The organism is Shewanella chilikensis (assembly GCF_037953065.1).
GTDB lineage: Bacteria > Pseudomonadota > Gammaproteobacteria > Enterobacterales > Shewanellaceae > Shewanella > Shewanella chilikensis.
Window position 1 is genome coordinate 3321379 of record NZ_CP149966.1, and the last position, 19350, is coordinate 3340728.

Annotated in this window: 20 protein-coding genes; 11 read left to right on the forward strand and 9 right to left on the reverse strand. The window is 53.0% G+C overall.

The features are described from left to right. The first annotated feature begins 35 nt into the window (after nt 1–35). The 3 genes from yciH to ruvX are packed head-to-tail and all read left to right on the forward strand — an operon-like array spanning nt 36 to nt 1386. Entirely contained in the window at nt 36–365 is a 330-nt protein-coding gene (gene yciH / locus WKR14_RS15000) for a stress response translation initiation inhibitor YciH (RefSeq protein ID WP_224866240.1), read from the forward strand. 27 nt (nt 366–392) lie between these two features. After that, entirely contained in the window at nt 393–953 is a 561-nt protein-coding gene (locus WKR14_RS15005; RefSeq protein WP_039034899.1) for a YqgE/AlgH family protein, read from the forward strand. A 13-nt stretch (nt 954–966) separates the two neighbouring features. Continuing rightward, on the forward strand, nt 967–1386 hold the full coding sequence (ruvX, locus tag WKR14_RS15010) for a Holliday junction resolvase RuvX (RefSeq protein WP_025009458.1): 420 nt from the start codon (nt 967–969) through the stop codon (nt 1384–1386). A gap of 116 nt (nt 1387–1502) precedes the next feature. Here ruvX and WKR14_RS15015 read toward each other — a convergent pair whose 3' ends face one another. The 7 genes from WKR14_RS15015 to WKR14_RS15045 form a co-directional block, all read right to left on the reverse strand. Next, entirely contained in the window at nt 1503–2633 is a 1131-nt protein-coding gene (locus tag WKR14_RS15015; RefSeq protein WP_339086707.1) for an aminotransferase class V-fold PLP-dependent enzyme, read from the reverse strand. A gap of 10 nt (nt 2634–2643) precedes the next feature. Further along, nucleotides 2644–3378, reverse strand: coding sequence for a tryptophan 2,3-dioxygenase family protein (locus WKR14_RS15020; protein ID WP_165565430.1), 735 nt, complete (start codon nt 3376–3378; stop codon nt 2644–2646). Between the two features lie 172 nt (nt 3379–3550). Continuing rightward, nucleotides 3551–4564, reverse strand: a complete 1014-nt coding sequence (hemH, locus tag WKR14_RS15025; protein ID WP_339086709.1) for a ferrochelatase — start codon at nt 4562–4564, stop codon at nt 3551–3553. Between the two features lie 34 nt (nt 4565–4598). Next, the gene (locus WKR14_RS15030; protein ID WP_286996502.1) at nt 4599–5090 is read right to left on the reverse strand and encodes a glutathione peroxidase; all 492 of its coding nucleotides are present in this window, start codon (nt 5088–5090) and stop codon (nt 4599–4601) included. Nucleotides 5091–5252: 162 nt separating this feature from the next. After that, on the reverse strand, nt 5253–6362 hold the full coding sequence (locus WKR14_RS15035; protein ID WP_101055500.1) for a hypothetical protein: 1110 nt from the start codon (nt 6360–6362) through the stop codon (nt 5253–5255). Between the two features lie 156 nt (nt 6363–6518). Beyond that, on the reverse strand, nt 6519–7631 hold the full coding sequence (locus WKR14_RS15040; RefSeq protein ID WP_101055493.1) for a PilT/PilU family type 4a pilus ATPase: 1113 nt from the start codon (nt 7629–7631) through the stop codon (nt 6519–6521). 9 nt (nt 7632–7640) lie between these two features. Beyond that, nucleotides 7641–8678: a type IV pilus twitching motility protein PilT gene (locus WKR14_RS15045; protein ID WP_025009461.1), complete on the reverse strand. Its 1038-nt coding sequence runs from the start codon at nt 8676–8678 to the stop codon at nt 7641–7643. Between the two features lie 36 nt (nt 8679–8714). On the opposite strand from WKR14_RS15045, the gene WKR14_RS15050 reads away from it, so the two are divergent. The 8 genes from WKR14_RS15050 to WKR14_RS15085 all read left to right on the forward strand — a co-directional run bounded on the left by WKR14_RS15050 (nt 8715) and on the right by WKR14_RS15085 (nt 15755). Continuing rightward, entirely contained in the window at nt 8715–9410 is a 696-nt protein-coding gene (locus WKR14_RS15050; protein WP_165565434.1) for a YggS family pyridoxal phosphate-dependent enzyme, read from the forward strand. 132 nt (nt 9411–9542) lie between these two features. Further along, entirely contained in the window at nt 9543–10361 is an 819-nt protein-coding gene (proC, locus tag WKR14_RS15055; RefSeq protein ID WP_339086712.1) for a pyrroline-5-carboxylate reductase, read from the forward strand. Nucleotides 10362–10384: 23 nt separating this feature from the next. Further along, nucleotides 10385–10936 (forward strand): YggT family protein, encoded by a 552-nt coding sequence (locus WKR14_RS15060; protein WP_339086714.1) that lies wholly within the window; start codon nt 10385–10387, stop codon nt 10934–10936. Next, entirely contained in the window at nt 10936–11223 is a 288-nt protein-coding gene (gene yggU, locus WKR14_RS15065; protein ID WP_037436422.1) for a DUF167 family protein YggU, read from the forward strand. The genes WKR14_RS15060 and yggU overlap by 1 nt, the downstream gene beginning before the upstream one ends. A gap of 62 nt (nt 11224–11285) precedes the next feature. After that, nucleotides 11286–11720, forward strand: a complete 435-nt coding sequence (locus WKR14_RS15070) for a DUF4426 domain-containing protein (protein ID WP_101055484.1) — start codon at nt 11286–11288, stop codon at nt 11718–11720. Between the two features lie 220 nt (nt 11721–11940). Next, a complete protein-coding gene (gene rdgB / locus WKR14_RS15075; RefSeq protein WP_101055482.1) occupies nt 11941–12543 on the forward strand; it encodes an RdgB/HAM1 family non-canonical purine NTP pyrophosphatase in 603 nt (200 codons plus the stop codon). Next, nucleotides 12543–13679 carry a radical SAM family heme chaperone HemW gene (gene hemW, locus WKR14_RS15080; protein ID WP_208172111.1) on the forward strand — a complete coding sequence of 379 codons (1137 nt, stop codon included), beginning with the start codon at nt 12543–12545 and terminating at the stop codon, nt 13677–13679. Before rdgB ends, hemW begins: the two co-directional genes overlap by 1 nt. Before the next feature lie 216 nt (nt 13680–13895). Continuing rightward, entirely contained in the window at nt 13896–15755 is a 1860-nt protein-coding gene (locus WKR14_RS15085; RefSeq protein ID WP_339086717.1) for a DUF885 domain-containing protein, read from the forward strand. A gap of 440 nt (nt 15756–16195) precedes the next feature. On the opposite strand, the gene WKR14_RS15090 is transcribed toward WKR14_RS15085, so the two are convergent. Further along, entirely contained in the window at nt 16196–17143 is a 948-nt protein-coding gene (locus tag WKR14_RS15090) for a LysR family transcriptional regulator (RefSeq protein WP_039034912.1), read from the reverse strand. Nucleotides 17144–17581: 438 nt separating this feature from the next. Continuing rightward, on the reverse strand, nt 17582–18385 hold the full coding sequence (locus WKR14_RS15095) for a YggN family protein (protein ID WP_101055476.1): 804 nt from the start codon (nt 18383–18385) through the stop codon (nt 17582–17584). Nucleotides 18386–19350 lie beyond the last annotated feature (965 nt).

A 19350-nucleotide genomic window follows, 5' to 3' on the forward strand; every position in this document is an offset into this window, starting at 1 on the left:
AGACTGCGCCCATAAGCCATAGATCAGCATCAACAATGAAAACAGATCCCAATGTCAGTTTGGTATACAGTACCGACAAAGGCCGTATTAGCCAGCCCAAGGAAGAAGCCACAGTCCCGACATCCGATGGTATCGTCCGGATCCACAAAGACAGCAAGGGCCGCAAAGGCAAAGGTGTTTCAGTGATCAAAGGGCTGGGACTAGACGCCAAGGCGCTGAAAGATCTGGCGCAAAAACTCAAGAAGCAATGCGGTTGCGGCGGCACAGTAAAAGCGTTCGATATCGAGATTCAAACCGACAATCGAGAGCAACTCCAGGGCCTGCTGGAGAAGCTGGGCTACAAGGTGAAGCTGGCCGGCGGCTGACAGGCAACAAGTACCAGGAGCAGTATGATGGACAGTTTGCAAAATCATTTTCTTATCGCCATGCCTTCGCTCGATGATACCTTCTTCGAGCGTTCACTCATCTATGTGTGCGAGCATGACAACAAGGGTGCCATGGGACTCATGGTCAACCGCCCCATAGGTATTGAAGTTGACGAGTTGCTGCTGCAGATGGAGTTGGCAGAAGAGGTATCCCTCAAGCCATCAGTAGACAACAGTGTACTGGTGGGCGGCCCGGTCAACCCGGAGCGGGGCTTTGTACTGCACAGCAGTCAACCCTATTGGGCCAACAGCACTGCCATCAATGACGAGATAATGCTGACCAGTTCACGGGATATTCTGACCTCCCTTGGCACCTCAAAGGCGCCGGAGCATTTTCTGGTGGCACTGGGATACGCGGGTTGGAGCCGCCACCAGCTGGAACAGGAGCTGGCAGAAAACAGCTGGCTGACCATTCCCGCCACACCCGAGATACTGTTCAATACTCCCCATGAGCATCGCTGGCTCAAGGCCACCCAATCACTGGGATTCGATATCTGGCAAATGTCCAGCCAGATGGGACACGCTTGATTACAGAGGCAAAATGACTGCAAAAACCGTACTGGGCTTCGATTTCGGCACCAAGAGTATAGGCATAGCCATAGGTCAGCAGTTGACCGGCAGTGCCAGCCCACTGACATCCATCAAGGCAGTGGATGGTATTCCCGATTGGCAGCAGATAGCGGCTTTAATCGAAGAGTGGCAGCCGGATCTCGTGGTGGTGGGGCTGCCACTCAATATGGATGGCACGGAGCAGGAGATGACCCAGAGAGCCCGTAAGTTTGCCAACCGTATTGCCGGGCGTTTCGGTGTCAAGGTGGCCACTCAGGATGAGCGCCTGACCACGGCCGATGCCAAGGCCAGATTATTTGAACTCGGTGGCTTCAAGGCGCTGACCAAGGGCCAGATCGATGCCGTCTCTGCTGTGCTGATCATCGAAAGCTATTTCGAGAACCAGTACTGAAATCTCAGGCGGCTTAAAGACTCCCGGAGAATTTAAGCCGCAGCTGGCCCAATCTTATTTCGGCTTCCCCAGGAATGAGTCTCATCTGTCCGGCCCCAGCCCCTGCCCCAAAGCTATCAGGGCCTTTTGCCGGCCAACTGTCTGAGCCCCTGCAGCAAAGCCTCCATATCCTCACCATCGGTATAGATATGCGGCGAAAAGCGAAAGCCGAATCTTGGGCGCAAGTCTGTCTTGATCCCCAATCTATTGAACACTTGCTGCGCCGCCTGCCTATCGGCGAAATCGACTACCACAGTGCCACTGCGCTCGCCGCTGATATTGGGCGTCACCACCTTGAGTTCATAACTCAGGGCACAATCCAGGATCCCCTGCCCCAAGCGCTGATTGTGTTGATAAATTTGACTATCGCCGAAAGCGCGCAGCTGCTGCAGTGACGCCGCCGCCAGCATGTAAGGCAATACGGAAGGCGTGCCCCCCCAAAACCTTTTTGCTCCCTTGGCATAGCGGAAGTCATGGATATCGAACTCAAACGGCGCCTCATGGGAGAACCATCCCAGATCCACAGGCTCCAGCGTCTGGGCCAACCTATCGCTGAGCCATAAAAAGGCCGCCCCCGGGCCAGCGCAACACCATTTAACGCAGGAACCCAAGACAGCATCAGCCTGCCACTGCCCCAAATCTATCGGTATGACTCCGAGAGACTGGGCAATGTCCACCACAGTCATTACTCCTAAACTTCGGGCCAGAGCGCAAATTTCACTCACAGACTGTAACTGACCTGTTTCGGAAATGGCATGGGTGATAAAGGCCAGCGCCACATCCTCTCCCAAGGCCTGTTGCCACTGGTTCAAAGACACCAGCCCGGCTTGCGGCTCAAGCAGCTGCAGGCGGTAGCCCTTCTTCTCGGCCTGTTGCAGTACAAACCCCATGGAGGGGAAATCCAGTTCGGTGGCCAAGATCCGCTGACCGGGCTTGGCATTCGGCAGGGCGCCGACCAGCTTGGATAAAGCCGAAGAGAGATTCAGCTGCGGGCAAAAGCCACTGGCGGGAACTCGGGTCAAAGCCGCAAGTTGCTGCAAAAACTGCTCAACCCCCTCGAGCCACACAGGCCAGGCGTCACCGCCTTGATGCTTCCAGGCACCGAGAAACTCGCCGGCCACAGCTTCGCAGCCCTTTGGCATGGCGCCCACAGAGTGGGACAAAAAATAGTGCCCTTCGGGCAGATGAAAACGCGATTTCAACGACATTCCAGGCTCCTCAGTCAGCAATCGAGTCGCGTTTGACGCCGTAAACACCGCCCCAGATATCTGTCATCTGACCGCGAATTTGCCATAGTTTAGGGAAAAACTGCATCTTCATACCTGAGTTGAGGATTTCAGTGCTGCGCCCCTTCAGCGACATGCTGTCTATGCCTATGCTTCTGTGGATGAGTTTGATGTGATGGTAACGGAAGTGCTGAAACAGCTGGTCGTACTCTATCATGGCCTCGGCCACCATATAGCTTTCATCATGACAGTATTCACTGTTGTATATCTGCTCGACCGTCAGCCCCTTTTGCTCAAGGTAGACTCGCTCAAAGGTGAGCCACAGCGGCTTATAAAGCTGCAACAGGGTTTTGAATCCCGGTGATTCCTGACCGCTGCCGTTGCCCAGCTGCAGCCGAATTGCCTGATAATCCTTGATGGACATGGTATCAAGAATACTCAGTTGCTCGATAAGAAACCCCATCGCCTTATGTACCCGGGCAAACAGGGTCAACACCTTAAAGGTCTCCCCTGCGGCCATACGCTCATCAATCTCCAGCAGGGTGTAACAGATGAGCTTCATCCACAACTCCTCCGACTGATGCACTATTTGAAACTGCAGCTCATCGGCGTTACACAGCTGCTCATAGGGCTTCTGACAGCTGAGCAATTTGGGAGTATTGAGGTACTTTTCATAATCCAGTCGACCCTCTCCGGCCATGCTGGCATATATCTGCTCGCGATCCATGATGCCTTATCCTTATTTTTCTATTGTTAACCATAAATTAACATTCAACTTGCCAAGCTAAGGCATAGCGTGGCAGGCAACAAGGGCAGCGAAGCGATCCGCAAAGAAAGGTAGTGTCAAATATTGTTGGCAGGGCTGCCGGATTGCAGCCCTGAATAGGGGGAAAGAGCGCTTACAGATAGGGACGAACCAGCTCCGCCATCATCTCTATATGGCGCGGTCTGTCATTGAGCGCCGCTATATAGCGAAATGACTTACCACCGGCCTGCTCGAAGAACTCACGGTTCTGCCCGGCAATCTCCTCCAGAGTTTCCAGGCAATCGGCGCTGAATGCCGGACAGGCAACGGCTACATCTGTGATCCCCTGCTTTGGCAGAGCCATCATGGTTTCATCCGTGTAAGGGCCCAGCCATTTGGCCTTGCCGAAACGGGACTGGAAGCTGCTGATCACATCATCCTCTGCCAGCCCAAGACGCTCGGCCAACAATCTTGAGGTCTTGATACAGAAGCAGTAGTAAGGGTCGCCCAGCTTGAGATTCCGCTCCGGCATACCATGGTACGACAGCACCAATTTCTGCGGTTTGCCGTGTTGGGCAAAGTCTGCTTCGATGGACTCGGCCAGCGCCTCGATAAACAGCGGATTATCGTGGTAGGTATGGATAAAATGCAGCGACGGCAGGTAACGCCATTGAGTCAACTCTTTGGCTATGGCATCAAACGCAGAGCCCGTGGTAGGGCCGGCATATTGAGGATAGAGCGGCAGTACAACCAGTTTATCAACCCCTTGGTTGTGCAGGCGTTTGAGCACATCGCCCACCGCCGGGTTGCCATAACGCATCGCCAAGGCAACTTCGGCTTCAACACCTTCGGCCTTGAGCTTTTCTGCCAAGGCCCGGGTCTGGCGCTCACTGATATCCATCAGTGGTGAGCCCTTATCAGTCCACACCTCACGGTAAAGGGCCGCCGATTTGGCCGGCCTGACCCTGAGAATAATGCCATGGAGAATAAGCTTCCACAGCGCCTTGGGGATCTCCACCACCCTGGGATCGGAGAGAAATTCGGCCAGATAACGCCGCACCGCCGCGGGTGTCGGTCCGTCCGGCGTCCCCAGATTCAACAGCAATATCCCGGTTTTACCACGCCCGGCGTGGCCCTTGTCTTTATCAAGACCGATAAACTTAGCCAAAATCACCTCAGATAGAAAATCAATAAGTCAGATATTAAAGCACAGATTCAATCGCTTTGATCAATTCATCACTATCGGGTTTGACTCTGGAGTTAAAGCTCTGCACCTGTTTACCGTCGCCACTGACCAGGTACTTGTAGAAGTTCCACTTGGGCGCGCCGGCCTGCTGCCCCAGATAGGCAAATACCGGGTTCACATCACTGCCGCGAACCGCAGAGGTAGCCACCATGGTAAAGGTCACGCCATAGTTGATGTAGCACACCTTGGCGGTATCTTTCTCTTGGTTTTCTTCCTGGAAGAAGTCATCGGATGGAAAACCTATCACCACCAGCCCGCGCTCGCGGTAGTCCTTATGCAGGGCTTCAAGCGCCTTGAATTGAGGCGTAAAACCACAATTGCTGGCGGTATTGACCAGAAGCACAGGTTTACCTTGGGTGAGTTCACACAGGTCGACAGACTCCTGGGAATGGAGCTTTCTCAACTTGATATTGAGGTAATCGGGGCACTGAGCGGCAACAGCCGCCATGGGCGCCAAAACCCATGCTGTAAAAGCCAAACCAGTCAAAGCCAGTCCCTTCAATGTCGGCACGGTTAAATTCAATCTTGCCATGGGCTTGAATGTCCTCAGCATAACACCTCCATTTGTTTAATCTCTTGTTTGCACTCTACAGCAGTTTAGCTTCAGCAATTAAAAATAGAAGCCGACATTGATATTCAGCCTCGAATGCCAGCTGCTGTCGCCTTCGGCAATACCTATGCCGGGGCCATTGACAAACCACATATTTTTACCGGCAATCCAGTCGACATAAGAGTAAAACTTACCGGCACTGATGGCGCAACCTGTGACATTTTGCACCGAATCATCCAACCCGGTACCCGAGGCAAATACCTGGCTGTAGTCGTTATAACAGTTGAGCTGAGTAATAGGGCCCCAATCAACATCTATGCTGCGCGACAAATTAAATGTGAGCACATCGGCCTCGGCCGCTATCTCAAACGGGTAGGCAAAGGCCGACAGCGCCAAACGCTCGCCGGGCATGTCATAGTCATAATGCAGATACTGCACCTGAGTCTGCCAGGCGTGCCAATCCATTTGCCAATGGGCGGCTACCGCCAAGCCATCTGTGTCTTCACCGGCAACGGCGCCGGCCATTGGCTTGTAGTCCAAACGGCTATATTGCACAGAAGCGCCCAGTTTATGGGCAAACTCGCCATACTTCAGGCTGCGCTCGACTCTGGCGTTGAACTGCCCGGCTTCTTCATAGGGAGCATTTTCCGTGGTGGCGACATCGAAGGAATAGCGCTTGAAGCGGCTACCGTCGCCATATTCATCATTGGCAAACCAGGCGAGATCGTAGCGCCAGCCGTCCTTGCTGTACTGCCAGTGAATACCGGCATCATAGTCGTCTTCAAAGCCGAGGTAATAAGTCGCGCCGAACCAGAAGGAATGAGCCGCATAGGGCAGCAAACCGAAAGGCACCTGGGTGACCCCGAGGCGAATGTCCGAGTTTTCTGAAAAACGATAGCCAAAGAAGGCATGCTGGATCACATCCTGATCCTGATACCAGCGATACTGAGCCGATGCAAACAGCTCTCCATTGTCGTATTTGACATCGGCACGAAACAGCTCGAACTCCAATTTGGCATCGTCATCATAGTCTTTCCAGCCATAGTTAACTCGTACCGCCCCGCCGATATCCAGCTCATCGGAAACCGGCACGGCCACGGCCGGCAGAGTGAAACAACCGGCCAGCGCCAGACCCAAAGCTGAAAATAAAGTGGTTTGCCGCAATTGCATTCCCCTTCCATCCTTTTCACAAAACAGGCGCAACACAATAACAAAAACACTGTTGTTTTTCGAACAATCCGCTCAATACCAACACAAAAGGCGTCAGAGTGACGCCTTTTCATCCAAGTAGAATGGTCAATATTCTATGGGGAAATGCAGCCCCCATTAGTCCATATCCAGGGTGACTCCCTCCATGAAACCTGAGTTGCCGGTGTCATTGCTGTGGAGTTTAATCATGAGTCGCAGGTCGTTAGGCGAGTCAGCATGATGCAGTGCATCGGCGTAGCTGATCTCCCCTTCACAGTAGAGCTTGAACAGCGCCTGATCGAAGGTTTGCATCCCCTGCTCGTTGGACTTGGCCATGGTCTCCTTGAGCACGTGCAGCTCGTTCTTTTGAATAAGACTGGCCACTCTGGGAGTGTTGATAAGCACTTCGATGGCGGCGCGCCGACCTGTGCCGTCCACCTTGGGCACCAACTGCTGGGCCACAATACCGCGCAGGTTAAGCGACAGGTCAAACAACAGCTGTTGGTGCTTACTCTCAGGCACCAGGTGCATGATGCGATCCAGCGCCTGGTTGGCGTTGTTGGCGTGCAGAGTTGCCATACACAAATGGCCGGTTTCAGCGAACGACAGAGCAAACTCCATGGTTTCCTGGGTACGGATCTCACCGATAAGGATAACATCCGGCGCCTGGCGCAATGAGCTCTTGAGCGCTGCATCAAAAGATTCGGTATCTATACCCACTTCCCGCTGGGTGATAATGCTCTTGCCATGTTGGTGAACAAATTCCACCGGATCTTCGATGGTGAGTATATGTCCCCTGGCATTGGCATTGCGATAACCGATAAGTGCCGCCAGCGAGGTGGACTTACCGGTACCGGTTCCCCCGACCATGATCACCAATCCGCGCTTGCTCATCACCAAGTCTTTGAGAATGGGCGGCAGGTACAACTGCTCCACTGTAGGGATCTTGGTTTCGATGCGCCGCATCACGCAGCCTGCCGACTCCCGTTGCCAGAAGGCACTGACCCGGAAACGCCCCAGCTCCTTGGCGCCCACGGCAAAGTTACATTCACGGGTCTCGTGAAACTCCTTTTTCTGCTCCGGCGTCATCAAAGATTCGACAAACTCCAGCGACTGCGCCGGGGTAAAGGCGTTTTCCGCCAACGGCCTGAGTTCACCGTCCACCTTGGCACTGGGAGGAAAGGCGGCGGTAATAAAGAGATCCGAGGCCTTGCGCTCCACCATAGCCTTGAGAAAAGGTCTGACGTCCATGGGGACTCCTTAGAAATTCGCTTGTTTGTTGGAGCTCTTGGCCATGGCATCTTCCCGACTGATCAAGCCGCGATTCACCAGGTTTTGCAGGCTCTGCTCCAAGGTTTGCATGCCATGGGCCATACCGGTTTGAATAGCAGAATACATCTGTGCCACCTTGTCCTCACGGATAAGGTTTCGGATAGCCGGGGTTCCCATCATGATCTCATGGGCCGCCACCCGGCCGCCGCCAACTTTCTTGATCAGAGTCTGGGAGATAACCGCCTGCAACGACTCAGACAACATGGTACGCACCATGTCTTTCTCGCCTGCGGGGAATACGTCAACCACACGGTCAATGGTCTTGGCCGCCGAGGTGGTGTGCAAGGTACCGAAAACCAAGTGGCCGGTTTCTGCCGCGGTCATCGCCAGGCGTATGGTTTCCAAATCCCGCATCTCACCGACCAGGATGACATCCGGGTCTTCACGCAGGGCGCTTCTGAGGGCGGCGTTAAAGCTGTGGGTATGGCGGTGCACTTCCCGCTGGTTGATAAGGCATTGCTTGTTTTGGTGCACAAATTCGATAGGGTCTTCAATGGTGAGAATATGATCGTGGCGGTTCTCATTGACGTAATCTATCATCGCCGCCAGGGTGGTACTCTTACCCGAACCTGTGGGGCCGGTTACCAACACCAAACCGCGAGGATATGAAGCAATTTTCTTGAAGATTTCCGGCGCGCCCAGTTGTTCCAAAGTCAAAATGTCGCTGGGAATAGTACGAAAAACCGCGGCGGCGCCGCGGGACTGATTGAAGGCATTGACACGAAAACGCGCCAGATTGGGAACTTCAAAGGAAAAGTCGATTTCCAGAAACTCTTCATAATCCTTACGCTGCTTGTCATTCATTATGTCGTAGACAAGTCTGTGAACCCCTTGGTGATCAAGCGCAGGGACATTAATCTTTCTGACCTCACCGTCGACGCGTATCATGGGAGGCACACCGGCCGATAAGTGCAGATCCGAAGCGTTATGCTTTACACTAAAGGCCAATAATTCAGTGATTTCCATAGTTTGGGATATCCGTTCAACCAAAAAGTTTACATCATGACAACAATAGCAGACAGACTGGCACTAGCCCAGCGCAGGATAGCTCAAGCGGCGCAAATTTCGTCCCGAAATGCAAGCGAGATCAAGCTGCTGGCTGTCAGCAAGACCAAGCCGATCGCCGACATTGAACAGGCTTATGCCGCCGGGCAACGTTGCTTTGGCGAAAACTATGTCCAGGAGGGGCAACAGAAAGCCATGGAATTGGCGCAGCGCTGTCCCGATATAGAATGGCACTTTATCGGCCCGCTGCAATCCAATAAATCAAGAATTGTCGCAGAGCACTTCCATTGGATGCACACCCTGGAACGGGAAAAAATTGCCCGCCGCCTGTCGGAGCAGCGCCCAGAAGGCATGCCTCCACTGGAAATCTGTATCCAAATCAATGTCTCGGGTGAGAGTTCCAAAGCAGGAATAGCAACACAGAGCGAAATGTTTGAGCTGGCGAGCCTGGTGGACTCATTGCCCAACCTCAGACTCAGGGGACTGATGACAATTCCCAGTGCCGGTGAAGGCCCAAGGCTTGAGGCGGAGCTGTCGCACATGCAGCGACTGTTTGCCGAACTGAAGCTCAAGTTTCCCCAGGTAGATACCCTGTCCATGGGTATGAGTCAGGATCTTGAACTCGCCATCGCCAAGGGCTCTACCATGGTTAGAGTCGGCAGCGCTATTTTCGGCGAGCGGAACTACGGCTGATAAACCAGCCAATAAGATCTGAGATTGGCCGCTGAGACCTTGTTTTTGATAGTATTGGCCCAAATACTAATATCTCCCGCACGGTCAAACCCGATGCGGGATACACTCCAATCACAAGTGACAGGGGACAGCATGGCTCAAAAGAAAATCTGTTTTATCGGCGCCGGCAATATGAGCCGCAGTATCATCAGCGGGCTGGTGGGCAGCGGTTATCCGGCTGAATTGATCCAGGCCAGCAACCCAAGTACAGCTAAACTCGATGCCCTCAAGCGCGATTTCGGCATCCTCACCACCACAGACAACCAAGCCGCCTGTGACTGGGCCGATATCATAGTGCTGTCAGTCAAACCGCAACTGATGCAGCAGCTGTGTGAGCAACTGGCAACACTGCCGCTGGCCGACAAGCTGTTTATTACCATAGCGGCAGGGATCCCAGCCGCCAGATACAATGACTACTTCGGCCAGCAGATTAAGCTTATCCGTACTATGCCCAACACCCCAACCCAACTTGGCTATGGCATGACAGGCCTTTATGCCGCAAGCGGGGTTGAGCAGGCGGATAAAGATCTTTGCCAGCAGATTATGGCCAGTGGCGGCGAGACCCTGTGGGTAGACAAAGAAGCGGATCTCAATTTGGTGATCGCCTTGGCGGGCAGCTCTCCGGCCTATTTTTTCCTGTTTATGGAAGGCATGATGGATGCGGCCAAAGAACTGGGGCTGGATGAATCCAAGGCCAGGTTACTGGTGCAGCAGGCGGCGCTGGGTGCCTCACAGATGGTGATTCAAAATCCTCAGCTGAGCGCCGGCCAACTGCGGCAGAATGTCACCTCCAAGGGCGGTACCACCCATGAAGCGGTGGAAACCTTCCAACGAAGTGATCTCAAGGGACTGATCAAACAAGCAATGAACAACTGTATTGCCAGGGCTGAAGCCATGGCCAAAGAATTCTAAACGACCCAAGGGCGAAACTTTTCATGAATGACGCATTGATTTACCTGATTACAGTCGTATTCGACCTCTATTTTATGGTAGTCATACTAAGGATCTGGCTGCAGTTGGTGCGGGCAGATTTTTATAACCCCTTCAGCCAGTTTATCGTCAAGGCCACCCATCCTATTGTGGCGCCCATGCGGCGGATACTGCCCTCCATAGGCAGTCTGGATACGGCCTCTGTGGTGCTGGCGCTGCTGGTGGTGGTGGTCAAAATACTCTTGCTGACCCTGATGGCGGGCCAGGAGTTCAACCTGATTGCCACCTTGATGTTTGCCCTGGTGTCCTTGTTTAAAAAGGCCGGGGTATTGCTGTTCTGGATCCTGATCATCCGCGCCATCCTCAGTTGGGTCAGCCAGGGCCGCAATCCGATTGAGTATGTGATGATGCAGTTGACCGAGCCACTGCTGGCGCCCATTCGCCGCTTCCTGCCCCCCATCGGCGGGCTGGACTTATCGCTGCTGGTACTGATGGTATTGATGAATTTCATCAACATACTGCTGGCCAAGACGATTCCTTTCTGGGCCATTGCCTGATGAAAGCTGTTAGCTGGGAGCAGCAGGATCTGCTGCTCAATCTCTATATCCAGCCCAAGGCCAGCCGGGATCAACTGGTTGGCCTGCATGGTGAAGAGTTCAAGGTGGCCATTACCGCGCCACCTGTGGACGGCAAGGCCAACGCCCACCTGACCAAGTATCTGTCCAAAGCCTTCAAGGTGCCCAAGGGGCAGATAGCCATAGTCAAGGGAGAACTGGGCCGCCACAAGCAGGTGCGTATTGAGTCGCCCAAGATATTGCCCGCAGAAATCGAGGCCTTGCTCTGATGCCATGGCAGCAGACAAGGGACTATAATCAATTCAACACACTTAACCTCAGGTAAAGCATTATGTTGCGCAAATTTTTGACCCTGCTTTTGTGTCTCGGCTCTCTGGCCGGTGTCGCTCAGGCCGAACAGAAGCAGACCGTCGGCCAGTTCGACATCCACTATATGGCGCTGGGCAGCACCTTTTTGACGCCATCCATCGCCAAGAACTATGGTATAGAACGCAGCCGTTACACGGGTATCATCAATATCGCCGTACTGGATACCAGCGAAGAGGGCAATCCGGCAGTACCGGTCGAGATATCCGGCCTGGCCAACAATCTTATCGATGCCAGAATGCAGTTGAAATTCCGCGAAATTCGCGAGGGTGATGCCATCTACTATATTGCCGAGGTGCCCTATCGCGACGATCAGGAGATCAACTTTCAAATCCTGATAAAACACGGTAACGAGCTCAACACCACTCTGGCCTTCAAACAGAAATTCTACGTCGATTGAGCTGTACATTCCGTCAATAGAGCGCCGCCGAATAAGCGGCGTTTTTTTATGGCCGCCCCGAGTGGGTATTGGCCGCCGACTTAGAGAAACGACAACAGCCATTAGGGCTCAAACCTTCCACAGCTCTACTTGTTTTCGCACCTTTTCATTGTCGCTGAGTGAGTAAACTCTTTTGCAAAATGGTACTATTGCCGGCATTGCGAAATAAGGAAAATCCAAGATGAAACAGATAGTGCTTGCCAGTGGCAACAAGGGAAAACTCAAAGAATTCGCCGAGATGTTCAACGCCTTCAATATTGAGGTGTTGCCACAAAACCAATTCGATGTGCCTGAAGTGGCGGAAACCGGCACCACTTTTGTTGAAAATGCCATTATCAAGGCGCGCCATGCCGCCGAAATCACCGGCCTGCCCGCTATCGCCGATGACTCAGGCCTCGAAGTTGATGCTCTGGACGGCGCTCCCGGCATCTATTCCGCCCGTTACAGTGGCGCCAACGCCACGGCCGAAGGCAACTACAACAAGCTGCTTGGCGCCATAGAGGCAACGCCCGCCCCCCGTACCGCCCGTTTCCAGTGTGTACTTGTGTATATGCGTCATGCCAAGGATCCGACTCCCATCATCTGCCAGGCCGCCTGGGAAGGTGAAATAGGTTTTGAACCCAAGGGCAACAACGGCCATGGTTATGATCCCGTATTCATTCCCTGTGGCTACCAGCAAACTGCCGCCGAGCTAAGCAGTGATGAAAAGAACCATCTCAGTCACAGAGGCAAGGCGCTGAAATTGCTGCTTGAAGCCTTCAAACAACAGGGGATCCTCGGCTGATGCTGACGCTGCCACCGCTGAGTCTCTATATTCATATTCCCTGGTGTGTGCAGAAATGCCCTTACTGTGATTTCAACTCTCACGGAAAACAGGGTGAGCTGCCGCAGCAGGAATATGTCGATGCCCTGCTTGGCGATCTCAACGCCGACCTGCACTATGTTCAAGGTCGGCAACTGCACAGCATATTTATCGGTGGCGGCACCCCCTCCCTGTTCGATGCTGCCCAGATAGGCAGGCTGCTGCAAGGCGTGAACCGGCGCATTGCCTTTGCCGATGACATAGAGATCACCATGGAGGCCAACCCAGGCACCTTGGAACATGATGACTTCAGCGCTTACCGCGCCGCAGGTGTCACTCGCCTCTCCATAGGTGTGCAGAGCTTTGCCAAAGACAAGCTCAACCTGCTGGGGCGAATTCACGGCAAGGACGAAGCCGTCAACGCCGCCAAAGGCGTTGCCGCAGCCGGATACCAGAGCTTTAACCTGGATCTGATGCACGGGCTGCCGAACCAGAGCTTTGAAGAGGCCATGGCCGATATCGACACGGCGGCGGCGCTCAATCCTCCGCACCTGTCCTGGTATCAGCTCACCATAGAGCCAAACACCCTGTTTCATTCGCGCCCGCCGCAGCTGCCGGACGATGAAGCGCTTTGGCACATCTATGAACAGGGCCAGCAAAGACTTGCAGCCCTTGGCTACCAGCAGTATGAAATATCCGCCTACGCCAAACCCGGTTTTCAGTGCCGCCATAACCTCAACTATTGGGAGTTCGGTGATTATCTGGGAATTGGTTGCGGCGCCCACGGCAAGCTGACGCTACCGGAGCAGGACCGCATAGTACGCACGGTAAAGATAAAACATCCAAAGGGTTATTTGGCCACAGAGGATTATCTATTTGAGGTAAGTGACGTGCTGCCGGAAGACAGGGCGCTGGAGTACCTGATGAACAGGCTGCGACTGATGAGCCCCATCCCCTGGAGCGAATTTGAAGCGCGCACCGGCGTTGCGGCCAACACCCTGGATAAAGGCATGCAGCAGGCCGCCGAGCGCGGGCTGGTGGAGATCACTCCCGGTTACTGGAAGCTCACCAACAAGGGACATATGTTCGTCAACGATCTGCTGTCGCAGTTTTGTTAACTCCATCTCTTATTAGCCTCCTCTTGCTGCTGCGAAAGCAAAAGCAGCAAGAGGAAATATTTTCTAACATTTACGCCAATACTTAATTACTCAACTTCATTAGGATTAACTTCTTTAGACGCAAATGAGCCATAGCAGTCGCGGTTTCTGTGCGTCTTTCCTGACTCGGGCCATCGTCATCCGGCCTGCCATTGCCAAGCAAAAAGGAAGTTGTCCATGCCTATAACCATAAGAAAAAGTCTGTTGACGCTGGCCCTTGGCGCCGTTTTAAGCAGCAGTTATCCCCTTCTCGCCCAAGCCTCTGTCTCCGGGCAGAGTAACCAAGCATCAAACCTGGCTCCTGAGGTCATCAAGGCCGAATCCGCCAAAGCCAACGCCCTGTTTGAAGCCATCTTCAACGAGGATGTCGCCGCCAGCCCGGTGCGGCAGACCTTTCTTGGTATCAAGACAGATTACGGCAAATGGGACTCACTGGGCGATGCGGCCGATGATGCCGCGCTTGCTCGCGCCAAGCAGCAGCTTGAGCGTCTGTCACAACTGGATCCGACAAAGTTGGACTCACAGAGCAAGTTGAGCCTGGAGCTGTTGACCGCCAAGCTGCAACGCCTGATCCGCGATGATAAGTTCCGCCACTACAACTACCCGGTCAACCAGATGTACGGCATTCACTCGCTGGTACCTTCATTGTTGATAAACCAACACTCGATAGCCAACGAAGCCGATGCCCGCGCCTATATCAGCCGTATAGCCGGGGTTCCTGAGCTGTTTGAGCAGCTGATCACCGCCCTCGAGGTTCGCGCCGAGGAAGGCATAATCGCCCCCAAGTTCGTATTCCCCCACGTACTTTCAGACAGCCGCAATATTATTCATGGCGCGCCGTTTGATGGTGAGCCTGACAGCGCCATCTGGGCCGACTTCAAGGGCAAGTTGGCAAAACTCAAGCTGGATGAAGACACCCAAGATAAACTGCTGGATCAAGCCGCCATCGCCCTCAAAGAACAATTGAGGCCAGCTTACCAAAAGCTGATTGCCTATCTCGAAACCCTGGAAAAACGGGCCGACAGCAGAGATGGAGTCTGGAAATTTCCGAGCGGCAGCGCCTTCTATAACAATGCCCTGGCCAATACCACCACCACAGAGATGAGCGCCGATACCATTCATCAATTAGGACTGGACGAGGTCGCCAGGATCCACGGCGAAATGCGCGCCATCATGGACAAAGTTGGCTTCAAGGGCGATCTCAAAGCCTTCTTCAAGTTTATGCGCCAGAATGAGGGCTTCTACTTCCCGGACAATGACGCCGGCCGCCGGGCCTACCTGAGAGAGGCCACCGCCCTTATCGATAACATGAACTCGCGCCTGGATGAAGTGTTCAAGGTAAAGCCCAAAGCGCCTTTGATAGTCAAACAGGTGGAAGCCTTCAGGGAGAAGTCTGCCGGCAAGGCTTTCTACAACCAGCCCTCGGCCGATGGCAGTCGCCCGGGAACTTACTATGCCAACCTCTATGACATAATGGCTATGCCCAAATACCAGATGGAGGCACTGGCCTACCATGAAGGGATCCCCGGGCATCACATGCAGATAGCCATAGCCCAGGAACTGGAAGGACTTCCCAGCTTCCGTCGCTTCGGCTCTTACACGGCTTATATCGAGGGCTGGGGCCTTTACAGTGAGTACTTCCCCAAGGAGATGGGGCTTTACAGCGATCCTTACTCAGACTTTGGCAGATTGGCGATGGAGCTATGGCGCTCCTGCCGTTTGGTGGTAGATACCGGGATCCATGCCAAGAAATGGACTCGAGAGCAAGCCATAGCCTATTACATGGACAACACTCCCAATGCCGAATCTGACGCAGTAAAAATGGTTGAGCGGCACATAGTTATGCCCTCGCAGGCAACCGCTTACAAGGTGGGGATGAACAAGATACTTGCGCTTAGAGCCTACGCCAAGGAGGCGCTGGGTGAGCGTTTCGACATTCGCGCCTTCCACACCCTGGTATTGCGAAACGGCCCCTTGCCGCTGGATGTACTTGAGCAGGAAGTAAAAGACTGGGTAGCCGCGCAAAGCCAAGCTTGAAATTGAATCAACTGCCGCTCCCCTGAGCGGCTTTTTATGCGCTTGATTCCGTCCTGAAAACAGGCATAAAAATACCCCGGCCACCTGGGCCGGGGTAAACCAAAATCAGGATGATGGTTTTAAGGCCGACATTGTTTTAGTTCGAAAACCTGGATCGGCATTGATAAGGGCTTAACACTCTGTGTTGAACCAAGCAGTCTACAGCAGGAGGGGTCAGTCCCGCGGCACACCCGTATGTTGGTTCTACCCGAATCAACTGCAACCATTGTATTGATTTCAGAACAGACTGCAACTGAGTTATTAAAAATCTTTAAAGCCCATCAAATAATAAAGCGCTTAAAAAACCAATAAAACCACACCATCCATATGATATATAAACAAAAAACACCCAAGCGAAACTTGAGTGTTTTTCATTGTTCTATTATAAGAACGATATTTCTTTATTTTTCCTGGCGTTGGGCAAACAGATCTGCGTATTTTTTGTCCCAATAGGGTGGTGTACCTATGTGATCCTTGATGAACTCGATAAAGGCACTCACCTTGGGAGCCAAGTGTTTACGTCTTGGATAAACCGCCTGCAGCGGCAGATGATGGGTCAGTTGCCAATCGGGAAGTAGAGGAACCAGAGTGCCTTTTTCTATTTCATCTTCCAGCAGATAACTGGCGAGATAAACCACCCCAAGCCCACTGACAGCGGCAGACTTGAGCGCCGGCGCATTGTCGACTCTGAAATTACCCGAAACCCCTATCTCACAGTAGTCATCGCCCTTCTTGAATTGCCAGACGCTGTGCTCATGCCATTCACCGTGGTAAACCAAACAGTTGTGCTCCACCAACTGCTCCGGACGGGCCGGCATACCGTGGGCCGCAACATACCCGGGGGATGCCACCAGCAGGAACTGACACTTCATCAGCGGGCGGGCCACCATACCCAGAGGCAGTTGCTCTGACATGGTCAGCAGCAAATCCAGGCCTTCACTGACCACATCAACCTTATGGTCCAACAGGCTCACCTGCAACTCGAGATCCGGGTGACGGGTCATAAACTCGGGCAGTGCCGGAATAATATGCATGGTGCCGAATGACTGGGAGATCCCTACCTTGAGCACGCCTCGGGTGGCATCATTGAGGTTGTGCACACTGGCCACCGCCTGATCCGCATCCCGGAGCAGTTCTTCCCCCTGCACATACAGCAGATTACCGGCTTCGGTGAGGCTTAAGCTACGGGTTGTTCGCTGGATCAACTGGATCCCGAGTTTATGTTCAAGATCGGCAACCTGGGTACTGACCTTGGATTTGGATATTCCAAGCCTGCGCGCCGCGGCACTGAAGCTGCCGGCACGGGCGACATGAGTGAAAATAGCGATAGGTTCTAACAGTTCTAACATGAAAGTCGCCTTAAGCCGTTTACAACACTGGTAAAAGCTTTCCTGGAAAAGCGACGGGCCTCACCGTCAAGACCCCATAATGGGGTGTGGGCTGCCGGGTTTTGGAAAGCGCACTGGGTAGAGTCACTGAGTCCTGACTTGGGTGTCAGTTTTATTATTTTTGCGAAGTATACCAATTCTTTCTTATTGACTCTAACCCAAGGATAGCCTTGAGCCAAAAAAACCGCCGCAGTGATGGCATAATCGGCAGACAACCAATAAAAAACCCCTGTATCAAGGGAGGGGTAGATACAGGGGGAATCACCAGCTTAAACTGTCAAAGACTTCAATTGGAAACTATTGCAAAGTAATCGTAAAAATATGCCGTTAACTACTCGGGCTTCAGGTTATAAGCCCTTGGCTCCTAGTTTTGAACCTTAGGCTCTCACGGCTTAAAAATTATTGCTGCAGTTCAACCTTGCCGGACAGTACCTGGAATTCGCCCAGCTCAGGGACCTGCTTGCGTAACTTGTCTTCCAGCACCACCAAACGTTGGAAGTTGTCGCAAAGCGCGTCGGCTCTCTGCTCCATCTCCTGGGCGCGGGACTCCATTTGCACTTCAATATCCTTGCCCATCTTTTCCATCTTCTGGCTGAAGGCATTGATCTTCTCATCAAAGGTTTCGCCCTCACCTGACATCATCGCGCTGCCCATGGCCATCATCAAACTGCCTAGCGACTGCTGCACCAGTTGCTCTATCTCTTTGGAAAACTCATCACCAAAGGCGTTTTCCAGCGACTCTTCAGTGGCTCCAAGGAAGTACTGGTCACCATTGCGATGAGCCACTTCATAGACTCTCTGTTGCAGACTACCCATGGTTTCATCCAACTTGGCAGCGGCGGCATCACCCAAGAGTGGTGTCAGGGCCATGCTCACGGCCTCGCTCGCCATGGTGACGGCATCTTCCACCAAAGAGATAACTTCGGGTAACTGCTGAGCCATGGCATCCGAGTACTCGTTGACAAGCTTGCTCTGCTCGGCATTCAAGACCACTTCTTCACCTTCCACATACAGGCGGCCCGGCTCAATTCGATAATGTTCTTTCCCTTGATTACTGACACTCAGCTTCTTGGGCTCCAGTGAGATGTCGTAGTTTAGCGACATCTCGCATTGCTCATCTCTTGGCTCAAAGTTGATCGCCATAGCAGGCGCCGCCGCAAACAGTGCACACACCAAAGATATTCCACCAATCGCTTGTTTCATTCTGTCTTCCCTCTCGTTTTAATCTGCCGAGTAAACTTGGTTACCGCTTATGGCTCAGAATAAAGCAGACTTTGTGCCAAAGTTATAATTAACTGATACTAAATGAATTAACATCAAGCAAGGCTGTAAAACATGAAAATCCACCATCTGCGAGTGGCAAATTTTGCCAACTTGTAGCCGTTATGATGAATAAGACACAAGAATCCAAAGAAAGGTTTAACAGGGAATACTCTGGATGGCCAAGACAGTTCCTTTTCTTCACTGCATTCGGGATTAAAAGCCATAATAGCCGCTGTGCCAGCAGCCTGAAGTCGTGGAGCTTCGAGCGGGGTCGGTGTAATTCTGTGAGAATGGAGTAGCTTGAAACATCTGAAGTGTCCGCAGACATACACCTCATTTTCAGGCACAGGCGGAACTGTGACCTTCCGAGCCAGGGATGGCGAGGCAGAGCTTACAGGGATGTACTTGCAGCGAGTCACAGGATCGCCTGTGCGAAAGCGCACCGCAGGTGATGGGCTGCAACTTAGCTGGCAGCTAAAACCAGGTTTATTGGTGGGATTTGGTTCAAAGCCTGATAGCCGCTGTGCCAGCGGCCTAAAGTCGTGGAGCAAATGCATCCATGCACAACGGCCAGTTCGCCATCCCTGGCTCTCGCTCGAAAGCACGTTGCTACGCAACTCTCGCCAAACCACACCGAGCAAGAGGCTTTGCTTGTCCAAAGCCCCTTGCATCCCCAAGGACACCCCGACGTAGCCGAAATTCCCGCTGGCTTATGAAACAAATTGGCTACACTCAGGACTCGCCAAATGCATCCATACATAACGGCCAGCTCGCCTTCCTTGGCTCGCGCTCATGAACTTGTCGCTTCGCAACATTCGCCTTGCTCGACCTTCGAGCCTCGACATCCCTGTCTCGGCTACGCCAATTGGCAACAATGCCAGCGACGGCTCCAAAGGGGAGTCGGT